This window comes from Streptomyces phaeofaciens, assembly GCF_014648915.1.
Lineage (GTDB): Bacteria > Actinomycetota > Actinomycetes > Streptomycetales > Streptomycetaceae > Streptomyces > Streptomyces phaeofaciens.
The window spans coordinates 680,075-698,531 of record NZ_BMSA01000002.1 but is presented as its reverse complement, the minus strand read 5'-3'; the positions used below and the strand labels follow the sequence as shown (position 1 = coordinate 698,531).

The 18,457-nt window shown below is 69.0% G+C and carries 19 protein-coding genes; all 19 read right to left on the bottom strand.

Going from position 1 to position 18,457, the window contains the following annotated elements:
- Window positions 1–8: 8 nt before the first annotated feature.
- Window positions 9–455, bottom strand: coding sequence for a DUF2550 domain-containing protein (locus IE275_RS06655; RefSeq protein ID WP_189708536.1), 447 nt, complete (start codon window positions 453–455; stop codon window positions 9–11).
- A gap of 142 nt (window positions 456–597) precedes the next feature.
- Window positions 598–972: a F0F1 ATP synthase subunit epsilon gene (locus tag IE275_RS06650; protein WP_189708534.1), complete on the bottom strand. Its 375-nt coding sequence runs from the start codon at window positions 970–972 to the stop codon at window positions 598–600.
- Between the two features lie 133 nt (window positions 973–1,105).
- The gene (atpD, locus tag IE275_RS06645) at window positions 1,106–2,542 is read right to left on the bottom strand and encodes a F0F1 ATP synthase subunit beta (RefSeq protein ID WP_189708532.1); all 1,437 of its coding nucleotides are present in this window, start codon (window positions 2,540–2,542) and stop codon (window positions 1,106–1,108) included.
- Window positions 2,542–3,459 carry a F0F1 ATP synthase subunit gamma gene (locus tag IE275_RS06640; RefSeq protein ID WP_189708530.1) on the bottom strand — a complete coding sequence of 306 codons (918 nt, stop codon included), beginning with the start codon at window positions 3,457–3,459 and terminating at the stop codon, window positions 2,542–2,544. Before IE275_RS06640 ends, atpD begins: the two co-directional genes overlap by 1 nt.
- A gap of 21 nt (window positions 3,460–3,480) precedes the next feature.
- Window positions 3,481–5,070 carry a F0F1 ATP synthase subunit alpha gene (gene atpA / locus IE275_RS06635; RefSeq protein ID WP_189708528.1) on the bottom strand — a complete coding sequence of 530 codons (1,590 nt, stop codon included), beginning with the start codon at window positions 5,068–5,070 and terminating at the stop codon, window positions 3,481–3,483.
- Between the two features lie 134 nt (window positions 5,071–5,204).
- Window positions 5,205–6,020, bottom strand: a complete 816-nt coding sequence (locus IE275_RS06630) for a F0F1 ATP synthase subunit delta (protein WP_189708526.1) — start codon at window positions 6,018–6,020, stop codon at window positions 5,205–5,207.
- The gene (locus IE275_RS06625) at window positions 6,017–6,568 is read right to left on the bottom strand and encodes a F0F1 ATP synthase subunit B (RefSeq protein WP_189708524.1); all 552 of its coding nucleotides are present in this window, start codon (window positions 6,566–6,568) and stop codon (window positions 6,017–6,019) included. The genes IE275_RS06630 and IE275_RS06625 overlap by 4 nt, the downstream gene beginning before the upstream one ends.
- 39 nt (window positions 6,569–6,607) lie before the next feature.
- A complete protein-coding gene (atpE, locus tag IE275_RS06620; RefSeq protein ID WP_004925497.1) occupies window positions 6,608–6,829 on the bottom strand; it encodes an ATP synthase F0 subunit C in 222 nt (73 codons plus the stop codon).
- 77 nt (window positions 6,830–6,906) lie between these two features.
- Window positions 6,907–7,731 (bottom strand): F0F1 ATP synthase subunit A, encoded by an 825-nt coding sequence (gene atpB, locus IE275_RS06615; protein ID WP_189708522.1) that lies wholly within the window; start codon window positions 7,729–7,731, stop codon window positions 6,907–6,909.
- 225 nt (window positions 7,732–7,956) lie between these two features.
- A complete protein-coding gene (locus IE275_RS06610; RefSeq protein WP_189708764.1) occupies window positions 7,957–8,412 on the bottom strand; it encodes a Cg1360 family ATP-synthase-associated protein in 456 nt (151 codons plus the stop codon).
- A gap of 312 nt (window positions 8,413–8,724) precedes the next feature.
- A complete protein-coding gene (locus tag IE275_RS06605; protein ID WP_189708520.1) occupies window positions 8,725–10,053 on the bottom strand; it encodes an MraY family glycosyltransferase in 1,329 nt (442 codons plus the stop codon).
- Between the two features lie 162 nt (window positions 10,054–10,215).
- Window positions 10,216–11,454 (bottom strand): serine hydroxymethyltransferase, encoded by a 1,239-nt coding sequence (gene glyA / locus IE275_RS06600; RefSeq protein WP_189708518.1) that lies wholly within the window; start codon window positions 11,452–11,454, stop codon window positions 10,216–10,218.
- A 73-nt stretch (window positions 11,455–11,527) separates the two neighbouring features.
- A complete protein-coding gene (locus IE275_RS06595) occupies window positions 11,528–12,208 on the bottom strand; it encodes an arsenate reductase/protein-tyrosine-phosphatase family protein (RefSeq protein ID WP_189708516.1) in 681 nt (226 codons plus the stop codon).
- Window positions 12,205–12,852, bottom strand: a complete 648-nt coding sequence (locus IE275_RS06590) for an L-threonylcarbamoyladenylate synthase (protein ID WP_189708514.1) — start codon at window positions 12,850–12,852, stop codon at window positions 12,205–12,207. Before IE275_RS06590 ends, IE275_RS06595 begins: the two co-directional genes overlap by 4 nt.
- 52 nt (window positions 12,853–12,904) lie before the next feature.
- Window positions 12,905–13,750 carry a peptide chain release factor N(5)-glutamine methyltransferase gene (gene prmC, locus IE275_RS06585; protein ID WP_189708512.1) on the bottom strand — a complete coding sequence of 282 codons (846 nt, stop codon included), beginning with the start codon at window positions 13,748–13,750 and terminating at the stop codon, window positions 12,905–12,907.
- 36 nt (window positions 13,751–13,786) lie between these two features.
- Window positions 13,787–14,863: a peptide chain release factor 1 gene (gene prfA / locus IE275_RS06580; RefSeq protein ID WP_189708510.1), complete on the bottom strand. Its 1,077-nt coding sequence runs from the start codon at window positions 14,861–14,863 to the stop codon at window positions 13,787–13,789.
- 114 nt (window positions 14,864–14,977) lie between these two features.
- Window positions 14,978–15,199, bottom strand: a complete 222-nt coding sequence (rpmE, locus tag IE275_RS06575; RefSeq protein WP_189708508.1) for a 50S ribosomal protein L31 — start codon at window positions 15,197–15,199, stop codon at window positions 14,978–14,980.
- Window positions 15,200–15,336: 137 nt separating this feature from the next.
- Entirely contained in the window at window positions 15,337–16,458 is a 1,122-nt protein-coding gene (locus IE275_RS06570) for an LCP family protein (protein WP_189708505.1), read from the bottom strand.
- 167 nt (window positions 16,459–16,625) lie between these two features.
- Window positions 16,626–18,428 carry a trypsin-like serine protease gene (locus tag IE275_RS06565; protein WP_229870127.1) on the bottom strand — a complete coding sequence of 601 codons (1,803 nt, stop codon included), beginning with the start codon at window positions 18,426–18,428 and terminating at the stop codon, window positions 16,626–16,628.
- Window positions 18,429–18,457 lie beyond the last annotated feature (29 nt).

Below are 18,457 nucleotides of genomic sequence, written 5' to 3'. Positions count from 1 at the left end.
GGATGTGGCTACGCCACGTTCACCCGCTGTCCGGGTGGAGCCGCTTCCAGCCACGCGAGGAAACCGGTCAGCGCGTCCTCGCTCATCGCCAGCTCGAGGCGGGTGCCCTGGTGGGCACAGGCGAGGACCACCGCGTCGGACAGCAGCGCCAGCTCCTCCTCGCCCTCCGGCAGCCGCCGGCCGGCCACCTCGATCGAGGCCCGCTCCAGGACCCGGCGGGGGCGGTAGGCGTAGGAGAAGACGCGGTACCACTCGATGCGGTCGCCGTTGTAGCGGGCGACGCCGTAGCTCCAGCCCTTGCCGCTGGCGTCCGGTTTCTCGGGGACGTCCCACCGCAGCGAACAGTCGAACGTACCGCCGGAACGCTGGATGAGTCTGCGGCGCAGACCGAAGACGAACAGCCCCACCACCACCAGGGCCACGACGATTCCGCACACAGTCAGAGCGAGGACCATCGACACCGACCTCCTCGTCTCCTAGGTACCGAAAATAGGTAACGGAACGGAAAAAACATCCAGATCTGCCTCAGCCGCGGTCGGCTCCGGAGACCTCCGGTGCCGACCGCGGCTGAGTGACGTCAAGCAGCTCCGCGCTCGTTCAGCGCGACGCCGCCGCACGCAGTCGTACGTCCGCGCGACGCTCGGCGAGGGCGTCGCCCTCCGCCTTCGCACGCTCCAGCTCGCGCTCCGCGCGCTGGACGTCGATCTCGTCCGACAGCTCGGCGATCTCGGCCAGCAGCGACAGCTTGTTGTCCGCGAACGAGATGAAACCGCCGTGCACTGCGGCGACGACCGTCCCACCATCACTCGTACGGATGGTCACCGGCCCCGACTCCAGCACACCGAGCAGCGGCTGGTGACCGGGCATGACGCCGATGTCGCCGGACGTGGTGCGCGCGACGACCAGGGTGGCCTCGCCGGACCAGACCTCTCGGTCGGCCGCGACCATCGCGACGTGCAGCTCAGCAGCCAAGGTGGCTCCTCGGGTCACCACCCGGCGGATCTGCCGGGTGTTGGTTACTAAGTCTAGTGGGCGTGGCAGAGGGGGCGGGACGCGCCCGCCCCCTCAGACGTGAGCCGCTCGGCTCACTGCGAACTCAGCGAGTTCAGGAGACGCCCAGCTCCTTGGCGTTGGCCTTCAGGTCCTCGATGCCACCGCACAGGAAGAACGCCTGCTCCGGGAAGTGGTCGTACTCGCCGTCGATGATCGCGTTGAACGCCACGATCGACTCGTCCAGCGGAACGTCCGAACCGTCGACGCCGGTGAACTGCTTGGCGACGTGGGTGTTCTGGGACAGGAAGCGCTCCACGCGACGGGCGCGGTGGACGGTGAGCTTGTCCTCCTCGCCCAGCTCGTCGATACCGAGGATCGCGATGATGTCCTGGAGGTCCTTGTACTTCTGCAGCACCGTCTTGACGCGCATGGCGGTGTTGTAGTGGTCCGCCGCGATGTAGCGCGGGTCCAGGATGCGGGACGTGGAGTCCAGCGGGTCCACGGCCGGGTAGATGCCCTTCTCGGAGATCGGACGGGAGAGAACCGTCGTCGCGTCGAGGTGGGCGAACGTGGTGGCCGGGGCCGGGTCGGTCAGGTCGTCCGCGGGGACGTAGATCGCCTGCATCGAGGTGATCGAGTGACCACGGGTCGAGGTGATGCGCTCCTGGAGGAGACCCATCTCGTCGGCCAGGTTCGGCTGGTAGCCCACCGCGGAGGGCATACGGCCGAGCAGGGTCGAGACCTCGGAACCGGCCTGCGTGAAGCGGAAGATGTTGTCGATGAAGAACAGCACGTCCTGCTTCTGCACATCGCGGAAGTACTCCGCCATGGTCAGACCGGCCAGGGCCACGCGCAGACGGGTGCCCGGGGGCTCGTCCATCTGACCGAAGACCAGGGCGGTCTTGTCGATGACGCCCGAGTCGGCCATCTCCTCGATGAGGTCGTTGCCCTCACGGGTGCGCTCACCGACACCGGCGAACACGGAGACACCGTCGTGGTTGTTGGCGACGCGGTAGATCATCTCCTGGATGAGCACCGTCTTGCCGACGCCGGCACCACCGAACAGACCGATCTTGCCGCCCTTGACGTACGGGGTCAGCAGGTCGATGACCTTGACGCCGGTCTCGAACATCTCGGTCTTCGACTCGAGCTCGTCGAAGTTCGGGGCCTTGCGGTGGATGGACCAGCGCTCGCCCTCGTACTGCTCGTCGACGTTCAGCACCTCACCGAGGGTGTTGAACACCTTGCCCTTGGTGAAGTCGCCGACCGGGACGGTGATGCCCGTGCCGGTGTCGGTGACGGGCGCCTGGCGGACCAGACCGTCGGTGGGCTGCATCGAGATGGTGCGGACCAGGCCGTCACCCAGGTGCTGGGCGACCTCCAGGGTCAGCGTCTTCTTCGCGCCGTCCTGGGCCGGGTCGGCCACCTCGACGTGAAGGGCGTTGTAGATCTCCGGCATGGCGTCGACGGGGAATTCCACGTCGACGACCGGGCCGATGACCCGGGCGACGCGGCCCGTGGCAACGGCCGTCTCAACTGTCGTCGTCATTACCTGTCACTCCCCGCGGTCGCGTCGGCCAGGGCTGCGGAGCCACCGACGATCTCGCTGATTTCCTGGGTGATTTCGGCCTGGCGGGCCGCGTTGGCAAGGCGGGAGAGCGTCTCGATGAGCTCTCCTGCGTTGTCGGTCGCCGACTTCATCGCGCGCCGCGTGGCGGCGTGCTTCGAGGCTGCCGACTGGAGGAGCGCGTTGTAGACGCGGCTCTCCACATAGCGCGGCAGAAGGGCGTCGAGGACGTCCTCCGCCGAGGGCTCGAAGTCGTACAGCGGAAGGATCTCGCCCTTGGGGGCTGCTTCCTTGGCCACCTCGTCGAGGCTGAGCGGCAGCAGACGGTCGTCGAGCGCCGTCTGCGTCATCATCGAGACGAACTCGGTGAAGACGATGTGGATCTCGTCCACGCCGCCCTCCGCCGTGTCCTTCTCGACCGCCTCGATCAGGGGGGCCGCGACCTTCTTGGCGTCCGCGTACGTCGGCTCGTCCGTGAAGCCCGACCACGACTCCACGACCTTGCGCTCGCGGAAGTTGTAGTGCGCGAGACCACGCCGGCCGACGATGTACGTGTCGACCTGCTTGCCCTCGGCCTCGAGGCGCGCCGTCAGCTGCTCCGCGGCCTTGATGGCGTTGGAGTTGAAGGCGCCGGCGAGACCACGGTCGCTCGTCAGGAGCAGCACCGCGGACCGCACGACCGTCTCGGCCTGCGTGGTCAGCGCGTGCTTCGTGTTCGAGCCGGTACCGACCGCCGTGACCGCGCGGGTGAGCTCGGCCGCGTACGGCGTGGAGGCCGCCACCTTGCGCTGCGCCTTGACGACACGCGAGGCGGCGATCATCTCCATCGCCTTGGTGATCTTCTTGGTCGCGGTGACGGATCGGATGCGACGCTTGTAGACCCGGAGCTGGGCTCCCATGAGTCAGGTCCCTTCCTTACGTCACTTGGCCGCGGCCGGGGCGTCCTCGCCGAGAAGCTTGCCGTCCGAGGTCTCGAACTGCTTCTTGAACTCGGCGATCGCGTCGGCAATGGCGATGAGGGTGTCGTCCGACATCTTGCCGCCCTCCTTGATGGAGGTCATGAGGCCCTGCTCCTTGCGGTGCAGGTACTCCAGGAGCTCCTTCTCGAAGCGGCGGATGTCGGCGACCGGGACGTCGTCCATCTTGCCGGTGGTACCGGCCCACACGGAGACGACCTGGTCCTCGGTCGGCATCGGCTGGTACTGAGCCTGCTTGAGCAGCTCGACCAGTCGCTGACCGCGCTCCAGCTGCGACTTCGACGCGGCGTCCAGGTCGGAACCGAAGGCGGCGAACGCCTCCAGCTCACGGTACTGGGCGAGGTCGAGGCGCAGACGCCCGGAGACCTGCTTCATCGCCTTGTGCTGCGCGGAACCACCGACTCGGGAGACGGAGATACCGACGTTCAGCGCGGGGCGCTGACCGGCGTTGAACAGGTCCGACTCCAGGAAGCACTGGCCGTCGGTGATGGAGATGACGTTGGTCGGGATGAACGCCGACACGTCGTTGGCCTTCGTCTCGACGATCGGCAGACCCGTCATCGAGCCGGCGCCCAGGTCGTCGGAGAGCTTCGCGCAGCGCTCCAGCAGACGGGAGTGCAGGTAGAAGACGTCGCCCGGGTAGGCCTCGCGGCCCGGCGGGCGGCGCAGCAGCAGCGACACGGCGCGGTAGGCGTCGGCCTGCTTCGAGAGGTCGTCGAAGATGATGAGGACGTGCTTGCCCTCGTACATCCACTGCTGACCGATGGCCGAACCGGTGTACGGCGCCAGGTACTTGAAGCCGGCCGGGTCGGACGCCGGGGCGGCGACGATGGTCGTGTACTCCAGCGCGCCGGCCTCTTCGAGGGCGCCACGCACGGAGGCGATGGTCGAGCCCTTCTGGCCGATGGCGACGTAGACGCAGCGGACCTGCTTGTTCACGTCACCGGAGCGCCAGTTGTCGCGCTGGTTGATGATGGTGTCGACGGCCAGGGCGGTCTTGCCGGTCTGGCGGTCACCGATGATCAGCTGACGCTGACCACGGCCGACCGGGGTCATGGCATCGACGGCCTTGTAGCCGGTCTCCATCGGCTCGTGCACCGACTTACGGGCCATGACACCCGGAGCCTGCAGCTCCAGGGCACGGCGGCCGGACGTCTCGATCTCGCCGAGGCCGTCGATCGGGTTGCCGAGCGGGTCGACGACGCGGCCGAGGTAGCCCTCGCCGACAGCCACGGAGAGCACCTCGCCGGTACGGGTGACCGGCTGCCCCTCCTCGACACCGCTGAACTCGCCGAGGACGACGGCGCCGATCTCGCGCTCTTCGAGGTTGAGCGCGAGGCCGAGGGTGCCGTCCTCGAACTTCAGCAGTTCGTTGGCCATGGCCGAGGGGAGGCCCTCGACCTTCGCGATGCCGTCGCCGGCAAGGGTGACCGTACCGACCTCTTCGCGCGAGGCCGCGTCCGGCTTGTACGACTGGACAAAGTTCTCCAGCGCGTCCCGGATCTCCTCCGGCCGGATCGTGAGCTCCGCCATCTGGGTTCCCTGCTCTCCTTGTTGGGCCCGAAGTTTCACTTTGGGGGGATGGGGACTCCCCCCTGAAAGAGGTGAATCCTCTGCACGGCCCAACCAGGGCCGCCATCAGTTCGTACTGCGGTCTTGAGTTGCTGCTAGCTCGCCATACGGCGAGTGGCGTCCTCGATACGGTCCGCGAGGGAGCCGTTGATCTCTTCGTCGCCCACCCGCACCCGGATCCCGCCGAGGACCGCGGGGTCCACGTCGAGGTTGAGGTGCATACGGCGGCCGTAGAGCTTCGCGAGGGCGGCGCCGAGGCGCTGCTTCTGCGAGTCGCTCAGCGGCACGGCCGACGTGACCACGGCCACGACGCGGTCGCGGCGCTCGGCGGCCAGCTTGGACAGGGACTCGAGTCCCGCTTCCAGGCTACGTCCACGCGGCGCGGTCACAAGGCGCGTCACCAGACGCTCGGTGGCCGCGTCGGCGCGGCCGGTGAGCAGGCTGCGCAGCAGCTCGCTCTTGGCCGAGGCGGTGGCCTTCCGGTCGGTCAGTGCGGCGCGCAGCTCGGTGCTGGAGGAGACGATCCGCCCGAAGCGGAACAGCTCGTCCTCGACGTTGTCGAGCGTGCCGGCCCGCTGCGCGGCGGTGAGGTCGGCGATGGTCGCCAGCTCCTCCAGCGCGTCCACCAGGTCGCGCGACTGCGACCAGCGGGAACGCACCAGACCGGACACCAGGTCGCTGGTCGTGCCGCTGACCTGGTTGCCGAGCAGGCGCTGGGCCAGCTCGGCCTTGCCCTCGCCGGCCTGCGCCGGGTCGGTCAGGACCCGACGCAGCGACACCTCGCGGTCGAGCAGCGCGGTGACGGCCGCCAGCTCGCCGGCGAGCTGCGCGGCGTCCACGGACGTGGAGTCCGTCAGCGCGTCGAGACGCTCACGTGCGGCTGCCAGGGCCTCGCGGCTCGCTCCGTTCATCGCGACGCCTCGGCCTTCTCCTCGAGCTCGTCGAGGAAGCGGTCGATGACGCGGCTCTGGCGGGCGTGGTCCTCGAGGGACTCGCCGACGAGCTTGCCGGCCAGTTCGGTGGCGAGCTTGCCGACGTCCTGGCGCAGCGCCGAAGCGGCGGCCTTGCGGTCGGCCTCGATCTGGGTGTGACCGGCGGAAACGATCTCTTCGCGCTGTCGCTGGCCCTCGGCGCGCATCTCAGCGATGAGCGTCGCGCCCTGCTCCTGCGCCTCCTGGCGCAGACGCGCGGCCTCGTGCCGGGCCTCGGCGAGCTGAGCCTTGTACTGCTCAAGAACGCTCTGGGCCTCGGTCTGTGCGGCCTCGGCCTTCTCGATACCGCCCTCGATGGCCTCGCGACGCTCTTCCAGGACCTTGTTGATGGTCGGAAGGAGCTTCTTGGCGAGGAAGCCGAAGACGATGACGAAAGCGATGAGGCCGATGACAACTTCCGGCCACGGCGGGATGAGGGGGTTCTCCTTCTCGCCCTCAGCCGCCAGGAAAACCAGGGCGGATGTCACATCAGTGCCTTTCGTCGAAAGGGTCGGTCAGGGCTCGTCTTAGTAGACGAACGGCATGACGAGACCGATGAGGGCCAGCGCCTCACAGAACGCGAAGCCGAGGATCTGGTTGGCGCGGATCAGACCGGCCGCCTCGGGCTGGCGGGCGAGGGCCTGGGTGCCGTTGCCGAAGATGATGCCAACGCCGACGCCGGGGCCGATGGCCGCAAGACCGTAACCGACGGAACCGAGGTCACCGGTGACAGCAGCAAGGTTGGACATGCCAGTTCTTCCTTCTCTTTACGGACCGGTGGGGGTTGGCCACCGGACGAGTGCGGGGGTTTCGAAAGAGGCGGTGCTCAGTGGTGCTCGGCGAGCGCGCCCTGAATGAAGGTGCAGGTCAGGAGGACGAAGACGTACGCCTGAACGGCCTGGATGAAGAGCTCGAAGGCCGTCATCACGATGACCATCGTGAAGGAGACGGCGGAGTAGGCGATCCCGATGCCGTTGAGCATGTACCAGGTGGCGATGGTGAACAGCAGCAGCAGGGTGTGACCGGCGAACATGTTCGCGAAGAGTCGCACCGCGTGCGTGAACGGGCGGACCAGCAGGTTCGAGAAGAACTCGATGGTCATGGCCAGCGGGAGCACCGGGCCCAGCGACTTGTCGTAGCCGGTGAAGTTCTTGAACGCACCGACGAAGCCGTGACGCTTGAAGGTGAGCGAGACCCAGGTGATGTAGACCAGCAGGGCCAGGATCGCCGGGTAGGCGATGATCGCCGTCACCGGGAAGGCGGCGACGGGGATGATCGACCAGAGGTTCATCATCCAGATGAAGAAGAACAGGGAGACGGCCAGGGGGACGTACTTCTCGCCCTCCTTCTTGCCGATCGTCTCGTAGACGATGCCGCGGCGGACGAAGTCGTAGCCGGCTTCGGCGACCATCTGGAGCTTGCCGGGGACGAGCTTCGGCCGGGCGAACGCGGCCCAGAAGAAGCCGACCACGATGATGGAGCCCAGCAGGGCCAGCAGCATCGGCTTGTTGAAGTAGAGGCCGTTGCCGTCGGCGTCGCCCCAGAGCGGCTCGAACATGAACGAGTGCAGGCCCGGAGCCGGGAAGCCACAACCGTCGAACAGGTGGCAGTCGGTCTCGAAAGCGAGCACCTGCGTCGGGTCAGCACTCACCGCGGGCTCCTTCGTCGTGGCGCATGTGTACGGCAACCTCGTTGTGTCGGCGCGGCGTGCGGCCGCGTTTCGGCACGGGACTGGTGTTTCTGATGTGGGGGCGGCTTGGGGGCATCTCGCCTCGCGATTGAGCAGGCGTCAGCTCGGATGCCCGCGCCCGCGATGCCGCAGTTGGCACCGGACGATAGCAGGATCTCTCAGACGTCTTTATCCCGGCCCTACCCCTCACGACGAGTGCCCCGAGTTTTCGGGCTTCTCGCCCTTCGAGGAGGTCGCGGAGGAGCTCGAATCGGGTTCGACGTAAAGGATCTTGGCCTTCATGTGGGCGCGCGTCTGCGCGGCGATCCACACGAGGGTGCCGGCGACGAGCGTGATGGCGAAGGCCCGGGGGTTGAAGAGCGTGGTGTTCTTGAACGCGGCCAGGAAGATGAACAGCAGCAGAATCTGCGCCGCGTAGAGCATGAGGCCCATCGCCTGGAAAAGATGCGGAAGCGATTTGGCGGTGCGGTTCAGGACGTACAGCCCGAGCCCCATGAAGGCGATCACCAGGACCGTGGCGACGGCGGCTCCGATGGCTCCCTTGCCCCCCGCGACCACACCGCTGATGACGACGGCGATCGCGCCGACGGCGGCTGTGGGCACGGCGGCCTGGGCCAGGATCCGGACGTCGTTGGACGGCATGGCGGCAACTCCGCTTTCAAAGGGGGCAGGGGTGTCGTCATGGACGAGCGTAGTCCCGGTTCGAGGGGCGATTGACCTCACGCCGTCCTCGCTCCAGAGGACCGTCGCACTACGGTCCTTCGGTTCCATCCGGGGTTCTCGTGAACCGTATCACAAACTATTTGATGAGGTCTTTACCTGGATGGTGTGCTTGCTGTCACACATGAGAGTGACAGCGCGCGCCTGTGCAGGAACAGCGGCGGGATGTCTGGTATTGGGCAGATTTGCCCACCCGCGACTTCCCCACGAGTTGGCAATGCTCTCGTCAGATTCTTACCTTGCCGACCGCGAGCGAGGCCCGATCGCGGTCGCTCCGTTGACCCCGGAGACCCCCGCGGCGACCGGCGTACGCGCCGCCTCGGACTCCCCCGGCCCCGGCTCCCCCGCCTCCCCGGCGGCGGCCTGCACGGCCCCCTGGAGGGCCGCCACGGCCCCGCGGCGGCGGTAGCGCGGCGGCACGAAGGCCTCGGCCCAGCGCGGGGCCCGCGGCGTGAAGCGCGGCAGCAGGAGCAGCACCAGGCCCAGCGCGCTGAGGAACACGACACCGAGGACGATCCACATGGCTCCCGCGTTGACGGAGTAGGCGAGCGTGCCGAACGCGATCAGCGCCGACCAGAAGTACATGATCATCACCGCACGGCTGTGCGAGTGGCCGATCTCCAGCAGCCGGTGGTGCAGATGCCCGCGGTCCGCGGCGAACGGCGACTGGCCGCGCCAGGTCCGGCGCACGATCGCCAGGATCAGGTCGGCGGCCGGGATCGCGATGATCGTCAGCGGCATCACCAGCGGGATGTAGACCGGCACCATCTGGTGCACCGCGCTGCGCTCGGAGTTCGTGTACAGGTTCATCAGATCCGGGTCGACCTGTCCGGTGACGGAGATCGCGCCGGCGGCCAGCACCAGCCCGATCAGCATCGACCCCGAGTCGCCCATGAAGATCCGCGCCGGGTGCATGTTGTGCGGCAGGAAGCCCAGGCACATGCCCATCAGGATCGCCGCGAACAGCGTCGCCGGGGCGGCGGCCTCGATGCCGTACGAGTACCAGATGCGGTAGGCGTACATGAAGAACGCGGCCGAGGCGATGCACACCATGCCGGCGGCCAGGCCGTCGAGACCGTCCACGAAGTTGACCGCGTTGATGGTGATCACGACCAGCGCCACCGTCAGCAGGGTGCCCTGCCACTGGGTGAGCGCGACCGTGCCGACGCCCGGGATGGGCAGCCACAGGATCGTCAGACCCTGCATGACCATCACGCCCGCGGCGATCATCTGGCCGCCCAGCTTGATCAGGGCGTCGATCTCGAACTTGTCGTCCAGGACGCCGATCAGCCAGATCAGCGCGGCCCCGGAGAGCAGCGCGCGCGGCTCGTTCGACTTCTCGAAGACCTCGTTGAGGTTCGTGAGGTGGTCGGCGACCAGCAGGCCCGCGCACAGCCCGAAGAACATGGCGATCCCGCCGAGCCGCGGAGTGGGTTCCCGGTGCACGTCACGGGCCCTGATCTCCGGCATCGCTCCCGCCACGATCGCGAACTTCCGTACCGGCCCTGTCAGCAGATACGTCACCGCGGCCGTGACGCAGAGCGTCAGCAGGTATTCACGCACGGGCTTCCCCACAGGTCTCGCTGGCCATCTCAGCCCCACACCCTAGCGATCGACTCACACGCGGCGCATATGTGTGGGGACTTCCGGGTAGCGACGATGGTTGCATGTGCGGCTGTGAGTTCGGGCGCACGGGGGCACGTCCAGCCATGCGCGTACCCCGTTTCAGCCGGGATACGGCGCGAACGCGCCCGTGAGCTCGCGCACCTCCGCCCTGGCCCGCTGTGCCGCGGTCTCCTGGCGCAGCACCCTCGCCATCAGCGCCGAGACACGGGCCATCTCCCCCTCCCGCATCCCCTGGGTGGTCACCGCGGCTGTGCCCAGCCGCAGCCCGCGGTCGTGGGCGTGCGGCAGCGCGCAGCAGTCCAGCACGATCCCGGCGGCGGCCAGCAGACCGCGCGCGGCCCGCCCGTCGACGCCCAGCGGCGCCGGGTCCGCGGTGATCAGATGGGTGTCGGTCCCGCCGGTCGTGACATGGAGCCCCTCGGCCGCCAGTCCGGCCGCCAGAACCCTGGCGTTGGCGACCACCTGATGGGTGTACGCGGCGAACGCCGGTGTCGCCGCCTCCCCGAACGCCACCGCCTTCGCGGCGATGGTGTGCATCTGCGCGCCGCCCTGGGTGAACGGGAACACCGCCCGGTCCACCCGCTCCGCCAGCTCGCTCCCGCACAGGATCATCCCGCCGCGCGGCCCCCGCAGCACCTTGTGCGTGGTGGCACACACCACATCGGCGTAGGGCACCGGACTGGGCGCCGCTCCGCCGGCCACCAGTCCGATCGGGTGGGCCGCGTCGGCGATCAGATGGGCGCCCGCCTCGTCGGCGACCTCGCGGAAGAAGGCGTAGTCGATGTGGCGCGGGTAGGCGATGGACCCGCACACGATCGCCTTGGGGCGGTGCGTCCGGGCCAGAGTGCGGACCTGCTCGTAGTCGATGAGCCCGGTCTCGGCGTCCACCCCGTAGGGGACGAAGTCGAACCAGCGGCCGGAGAAGTTCGCCGGCGACCCGTGGGTGAGGTGCCCGCCGTAGGGCAGCCCGAGGGCGAGGACGGTGTCCCCGGGCCGCAGCAGCGCCGCGTACGCGGCCAGCACGGCCGACGATCCCGAGTGCGCCTGTACGTTGGCGTGGTCGGCCCCGAACAGGGCCTTCGCGCGGTCCACGGCGATCCGCTCGGCGACGTCGACGATCTCGCAGCCGCCGTGGTGCCGGGCGCCGGGGTAGCCCTCCGCGTACTTGTTGGCCAGCGACGAGCCCAGCGCGGCCAGCACGGCGGGCGAGGTGAAGTTCTCCGCGGCGACCAGCTGGAGCGTGGTCGCCTGCCGCTCCCGTTCCCCGTACAGGATCTCCGCCAGTTCGGGATCCTGCCGGCGCAGGACATCGGTCTCGGGGACATGGACGACCGACATGGTGGACTCCGGGGGCGTCGACGATGACGTACGTCCAATGTAGGCCCGGGGGGCGAGGGACGCCCGCTACCGCCTACATCCGGGCCGGGACACCCGTCAGCGCCGTCACCACCGGGTCCAGCGCCTGGTGTATCTCGTCGCCGATCGACCGGAAGAACGGCAGGGGCGCCCCGTACGGGTCGTACACCTCGTCCGCCTCCGCCGTCGGGGCGAGCAGCCACCCCCGCAGCGCCGCCGCCGCACGCACCAGCGCACGGGCCCGCAGGACCACGCCCTCCTCCAGGGGCGGCAGGGTGGCCGGGTCTATCGCGTTCACCAGCCGGGTGAACTCCTTCAGGGTGAAGGTGCGCAGCCCCGCCGAGTGGCCCATGGAGATGACCTGGGCGCGGTGGTCGCGGGTCGCGGTGAGCACCAGGTCGGCCATGATGACGTGCTCGTCGAGCAGCTCACGGCCGGTGAAGCCGGTGGCGTCCGCGCCGAAGTCGGCCAGCACGGTCTCCGCGTTGGTCTCCATGGGCGCGCCCTCGTGGCCCCAGGTGCCCGCGCTCTCCACGATCAGGCCGCCGCCCAGCACGCCGAGCCGCTGCGCCACGAAATGCCGGGTCAGCCGCTCGGTGATGGGCGAGCGGCAGACGTTGCCTGTGCTGACGTGGAGGATGCGGAAGCTGTCGCGCGGAAGCCCGACAAAGGTCGTCGTGATCTCCGCGGCACGTTCCCCGTTGCCTATGCCACGCCCCGCGTCAGGGGCTGTCAATTCGCCACCTCGAGGTCGGGTACCACCTTCCGCAGCTCGTCCGCGGAGATCGCCCCCTCACGCAGCAGCAGGGGCACCTCGCGGCTGACGTCGACGATCGAGGACGGCACGTTGCCGGGGGTGGGGCCGCCGTCGAGGTAGACGGAGACGGAGTCGCCGAGCATCTCCTGGGCGTAGTCGCAGTTCTCCGGCGCCGGGTGGCCCGTCAGATTCGCCGAGGAGACGGCCATCGGGCCGACCTCGGTGAGCAGCTCGATGGCGACCGGGTGCAGCGGCATGCGCACGGCGACCGTGCCCCGGGTGTCGCCCAGGTCCCACTGCAGGGACGGCTGGTGCTTGGCGACGAGCGTGAGCGCGCCGGGCCAGAAGGCGTCGACCAGCTCCCAGGCCAGCTCGGAGAAGTCCGTGACGAGGCCGTGCAGCGTGTTCGGGGAGCCGATGAGGACGGGCGTGGGCATGTTGCGGCCCCGGCCCTTGGCCTCCAGCAGGTCGCCGACGGCCTCCTTGGTGAACGCGTCGGCGCCGATGCCGTACACCGTGTCGGTCGGGAGGACCACGAGCTCGCCACGGCGGACGGCGGACGCGGCCTCGCGCAGACCGGTCACACGGTCGGTCGCGTCGTTGGTGTCGTATCGCCGAGCCATGTCTAGCGGGCCTCCTCGTGCACGTACTGCTGGTCGGAAGTCTGGGGGGTGCTCACGGCATCGCCCTGCGGGCGGTCGCGAAGCGGGGGCGGTTGTTGAGGTCCGGGTGGTCGGCCGCGTCGGCCCAGCCCCGCTCCTCGGTGAAGATCCACGGGACCTGCCCGCCCTGGGTGTCGGCGTGCTCGATGACGACGACACCACCGGGGCGCAGCAGCCGGTGCGCGGTCCGTTCCAGGCCGCGGATGAGGTCGAGGCCGTCCTCGCCGGAGAACAGGGCCAGGTCGGGGTCGTAGTCCCGCGCCTCGGGAGCGACGTACTCCCACTCGGTCAGCGGGATGTACGGCGGATTGGACACGACGAGGTCGACGTGGCCGTCGAGGTCCCGGAAGGCGTCCAGGGCGTTGCCCTGGCGCAGGTCGACCCTGGAGCCCTCCATGTTCTTGCGGGTCCACACCAGGGCGTCCTCGGACAGCTCCACGGCGTGCACGCGCGAGCGCGGGACCTCCTGGGCGAGGGCGAGCGCGATGGCGCCGGAGCCCGTGCACAGGTCGACGATGCGGGGTTCCACGACGTCCATGGCGCGGACGGCGTCTATGGCCCACCCGACGACCGACTCGGTCTCGGGACGGGGCACGAAGACGCCGGGGCCGACCTGGAGCTCCAGGTACCGGAAGTAGGCCCGTCCGGTGATGTGCTGAAGCGGCTCACGCTGTTCGCGCCGGGCGATGACCTCCCAGTACCGGGCGTCGAAGTCGGAGTCCTTCACGGAGTGGAGTTCACCGCGCTTCACGCCGTGCACGAACGCGGCGAGCTCCTCCGCGTCGTTGCGCGGCGAGGGCACGCCGGCGTCGGCCAGCCGCTGGGTGGCCTGGGCCACCTCTGCGAGCAGCAGGTTCACGCAAGTCCTCCGTGTCGTACTCGTGCGTGCGTAGCCTTACGCGGCCGCGAGCTTCGCGGCCGAGTCCGCGTCGACGCAGGCCTGGATCACCGCGTCGAGCTCGCCGTCCAGGACCTGGTCCAGGTTGTACGACTTGAAGCCCACGCGGTGGTCCGAGATGCGGTTCTCCGGGAAGTTGTAGGTGCGGATCTTCTCGGAGCGGTCGACGGTGCGGACCTGGCTGCGGCGGGCGTCGGCGGCCTCCCGCTCCGCCTCCTCCTGCGCCGCCGCGAGCAGCCTGGAGCGCAGGATACGCATCGCCTGCTCCTTGTTCTGCAGCTGGCTCTTCTCGTTCTGGCAGGAAGCGACGACTCCGGTGGGAATGTGCGTGATGCGCACCGCGGAGTCGGTGGTGTTGACGGACTGCCCGCCGGGCCCGGAGGAACGGTAGACGTCGATGCGGAGGTCGTTCGGGTTGATCTCGACCTCGACCTCCTCCGCCTCGGGCGTGACGAGCACACCGGCGGCGGAGGTGTGGATCCGGCCCTGCGACTCGGTCGCCGGCACCCGCTGCACGCGGTGCACACCGCCCTCGTACTTCAGCCGGGCCCAGACGCCCTGCCCGGGCTCGGTGGCCCCCTGGCCGCCCTTGGTCTTCACCGCGACCTGGACGTCCTTGTAGCCGCCCAGCTCGGACTCGGTGGCGTCGATGATCTCGGTCTTCCAGCCGACGCGCTCGGCGTAGCGCAGGTACATGCGCAGCAGGTCGCCGGCGAACAGCGCGGACTCGTCGCCGCCCGCACCCGCCTTGATCTCCAGAATGACGTCCTTGTCGTCACTCGGGTCGCGCGGGACGAGGAGCAGCCGCAGCTTCTCCGTCAGGTCCTCGCGCTGCCGCTCCAGCACCTTGACCTCGGCGGCGAAGTCGGGATCGGCGGCGGCGAACTCGCGCGCGGTCTCGACGTCGTCGCCGGTCTGCTTCCAGGAGCGGTACGTGGCGACGATCGGAGTGAGCTCGGCGTAACGCTTGTTGAGCTTGCGCGCGTTGGCCTGGTCGGCGAAGACCGACGGGTCGGCGAGCTTCTTCTCCAGGTCGGCGTGTTCACCGAGGAGGTCCTCGACTGCCTCGAACATCTTGGGCTCCTGTACTGCTGTGCTGCGCGGGAAGGGGAAGGCGGGCGACCAAAAACGCCGGTCCCGGCGTGCCCCGGGCGGGGGCACGGCCGTGGACCGGCGAAATGGGGCTCGCTACTTCTTGGAGCCGGCAGCCTTGCCGAAGCGGGCCTCGAAGCGGGCCACACGGCCACCGGTGTCGAGGATCTTCTGCTTGCCCGTGTAGAACGGGTGGCACTCGGAGCAGACGTCGGCGCGGATGGTGCCGCTGTCGATCGTGCTACGGGTGGTGAACGAGGCGCCACAGGTGCAGCTGACCTGCGTCTCGACGTACTCGGGGTGGATGTCGCGCTTCAAGGTGTCTCCTAGTTTCGGGAGGGCGCCGGGTCGCCACCGCGGGATACGGGGACGTGAACCGGAGCCGACGTACCAGTCTGCCAGGACTGGCGCCATCCCCCAAAACCGGGGGGTGCGCGGATCTATTCCCAGGACGGCTACGACGCCGTCACGACGCCCGCCGCCTCGCCCGTGGCGTTGCCCTCGGTGGCGGAGGCGGGGATCGGCCGGTCGTTCTTCAGGGCCGTCCAGACCTGCTCGGCCTTGGACTCCAGGACGACGACACGGTTGGGGTCGGCCGGGTCGTACCCGACCGGCATCGTGACCATGTGCATGTTCGACGACTTGATGCCCTTGAGGCCGTTGGCCCAGGACATGAGGGAGTTGACCGTGCCGAGGTCGGAGTCGGTGGTGACCGCCTTCGTCGCGGTGTCGGCGAGGTCGTACAGCTTCTTCGGGTTGGTGAAGAGGCCGACGTGGCGCACCTGCTCGACCAGCGCCTTGATGAAGGCCTGCTGGAGCTGGATGCGGCCGAGGTCGGAGCCGTCCCCGACGCCGTGCCGGGTACGGACCAGGCCGAGGGCCTGCTCGCCGTCGAGGGTGTGCGTGCCGGCCTCGAGCTTCAGGTGGCTGTCGGGGTCGTCGATGGCCTTGGTGGTGGTGACCTCCACGCCGCCCAGCTCGTCGATGAGCTTCTCGAAGCCGGAGAAGTCGACCTCGAGGTAGTGGTCCATCCTGATGCCGGTGATCGACTCGACTGTCTTCACCGCGCAGGCCGCGCCTCCGGTCGAGTACGCGGAGTTGAACATCACGCCGTTGCCCGCGTCGTGTGTGACGCCCTGGGTGTCGGTGCACCGCGGCCGGTCGATCAGGGTGTCGCGCGGAATGGAGACCACGCTGGCCTTCTTGTGGCCCTCGTAGACGTGGACGATCATCGCCGTGTCGGAACGGGCGCTGCCGTCGTCGGTGCCGCCGCCGAGCTTCTTGTTGGCGCCGGAGCGGGTGTCCGAGCCGAGGACCAGGATGTTCTCGGAGCCGTTGTCGACCTTCGTCGGCCGGTCGGTGCCCAGTGCCTGGTCGATGTCGACGCTCTTGATGTTGCCGTTGAGCTTGAAGTACAGATAGCCCGCGCCGGTGCCGCCCAGGACCACGATCCCCGCGGCCGTCCAGGCCATGATCAGCAGGCCCTTGCGCCGGCCCCGCTCCTTACGGTGGCGCGGACCGTCGCTCGTGCCGGTCTCCCCCGGTATGCCGGGCTCCGGTGTGCTCTCGGCAGACATGTGCTCCTCTGTTCTCGTGCAACCTCACCATCGTCACTCCGCCTGGTCAGACGGGGAAACTCGGGACAGGGTTGCACGACGCTTTGTGCCCGAACCGCGGGGGTTCGGGCACAGAGCGTGTCCGCAGGGGCGGGGCAGACCCCGCTCACCTGCGCGTTCGGCCGAACTCAGCCGAAGAGGTCGTACTGCTGGAAACCGGTACCGAGCGACACCCTTGTGGCAAAGATCTCGCTGGTGTTCTTACCGGTCCCCTTGTAGAGGTACAGCGTTCCGGCGGGCGTGCGGGTCAGCAGGTCGGCCTTGCCGTCGCCGTTGACGTCCCCGACGGTGTCGAAGACGTTGTACGTCGTGGTGGCCCAGGTGGCGACCTTCAGACCGGCCGCGAAGGCGCCCGTGCCGGCCTGGCCGGTGCCCTTGAACAGGTACACCGCACCGGTGCTCTTGTTGCGGGCCAGCAGGTCCGCGCGGCCGTCGTTGTTGAAGTCGCCGTGACCGCGCACGACGTTGTACTGGTTCCAGCCGGTGCCGGCCTTCACGGCCGTCCCGATCTTGCCGTTGCCCAGGCCCGGGTGGATCCACAGCACGCCCGCGGAGTCGACGGAGAGCACGTCCGGCAGGGTGTCGCCGGTGACGTCACCGGGGGCGACGATCGCGAGGCGGGTCTTCCAGTTGTCGGCAAGCAGGTTGCTGACCCAGCTGCCGCTGGACGGCACGTAGTGCCGCCAGTAGACGTCGCCGTCCGAGGTGCGGCGCTGGATCAGGTCCTGGAAGCCGTCCCGGTCGAGGTCCGTCTGCACGACCAGGTTCCAGGCCGAGTACGAACCCCAGGACGCGCGGGAGCCCAGCGAGCTGCCCTTGGACGGCAGCTCGTAGCCGGTCTTGCTGGAGGAGTTGCGCACCCACACGTCGGCGTAGTTGTCGCCGGTGAGGTTGGTGTCGTCGACGCGCGGGTAGGTCGCGCCGACATACGTGGTGACCTTGCTGAAGACGCTGTACGCGCCTGCCGCGACGCAGTCCCGCACGCCCCACGACACCACGCCCACGATCCTGCCGCCGACCACGAGCGGGCCGCCGGAGTCGCCGTTGCAGGCGGAGGTGGTGCCGGTGTCGGAGCCGGTGGCGGGCTCGCCCGCGCACACCATGTGCCCCGCGACGAAGTCGGAGCCGTAGGCGTCCGAGCAGGTCGCGTTGGACTGGATCGGCAGCTCGGCCGTCTTCAGCAGGTCCGAGATGTCCTGGCTGGTGGAGCTGGTGCGGCCCCAGCCGAAGACCTTGGCCGGGGTGCCCGCCGTGTACGAGGCGGTGTCACCGGCGGTCGTCATCGGGATCGGCGTCGCCTTGACCGGGGTCGGCAGGGTCAGCAGGGCGATGTCGTTGTCGATGGTCACGTCGTTGTACGACGGGTAGTTCCACTGCCGCCAGACCCCGCGGGCGGTGCCGCCGTGCAGGTCGAGGTTGCCGCCGGCGTCCTCCGACAGCAGCTGCGCGGTGCCGGTGACGACGACGCCGTGGGCCTTCCAGTCGTAGCCCTTGACGCAGTGCGCGGCGGTGAGGATCTTCGTCGGGGCGACGACGGCGCCGCCGCAGAAGAAGCCGATGTCGTCCCTGGTGGTGGTGGTGCCGCGGTCGTCGCCGTACCAGAGCTGGGCCATCCAGGGCGCGTTGGCGATCGTCGTCGTGGAGCCGCCGATGATCTTCGGGTCCACGGAGGCGGTGCCGGTGCTCGCGCTCTGCGACGCCTTCGAGGACGACTCGCCCGCGATCTCGTCACCGTCGAGCGCGATCGCGAGGCGCGCGTCGATCTCGGCGGTCGACGGCGAGGTCCGTACCGGTGTCGGCGCCGCCGTGGCCGCGTCGGCCGTCGACATCAGCAGCACGCCGCCGACGGCGGCGGCCAGGGTCGCCGCGGCGACGGGCAGTGCGAAACGTATCCGGCGTCTGTGTCGGCCCCCGGACGTGGGTGTACCCACTCGAGTCCCCCCTCGGGATCAAGAAGTTC

Excerpts from the sequence above, each read along its gene's own strand:
- IE275_RS06630 (WP_189708526.1), bottom strand. The coding sequence starts at position 6,020 with ATGAACGGAGCGAGCCGCGAGGCCCTGGCAGCCGCACGTGAGCGTCTC.
- IE275_RS06570 (WP_189708505.1), bottom strand. The coding sequence starts at position 16,458 with ATGTCTGCCGAGAGCACACCGGAGCCCGGCATACCGGGGGAGACCGGC.
- IE275_RS06655 (WP_189708536.1), bottom strand. The coding sequence starts at position 455 with ATGGTCCTCGCTCTGACTGTGTGCGGAATCGTCGTGGCCCTGGTGGTG.
- IE275_RS06640 (WP_189708530.1), bottom strand. The coding sequence starts at position 3,459 with ATGGGAGCCCAGCTCCGGGTCTACAAGCGTCGCATCCGATCCGTCACC.
- IE275_RS06610 (WP_189708764.1), bottom strand. The coding sequence starts at position 8,412 with ATGCCGTCCAACGACGTCCGGATCCTGGCCCAGGCCGCCGTGCCCACA.
- IE275_RS06590 (WP_189708514.1), bottom strand. The coding sequence starts at position 12,852 with ATGGCTCGGCGATACGACACCAACGACGCGACCGACCGTGTGACCGGT.
- atpE (WP_004925497.1), bottom strand. The coding sequence starts at position 6,829 with ATGTCCAACCTTGCTGCTGTCACCGGTGACCTCGGTTCCGTCGGTTAC.
- atpA (WP_189708528.1), bottom strand. The coding sequence starts at position 5,070 with ATGGCGGAGCTCACGATCCGGCCGGAGGAGATCCGGGACGCGCTGGAG.
- prfA (WP_189708510.1), bottom strand. The coding sequence starts at position 14,863 with ATGTTCGAGGCAGTCGAGGACCTCCTCGGTGAACACGCCGACCTGGAG.
- atpD (WP_189708532.1), bottom strand. The coding sequence starts at position 2,542 with ATGACGACGACAGTTGAGACGGCCGTTGCCACGGGCCGCGTCGCCCGG.
- glyA (WP_189708518.1), bottom strand. The coding sequence starts at position 11,454 with ATGTCGGTCGTCCATGTCCCCGAGACCGATGTCCTGCGCCGGCAGGAT.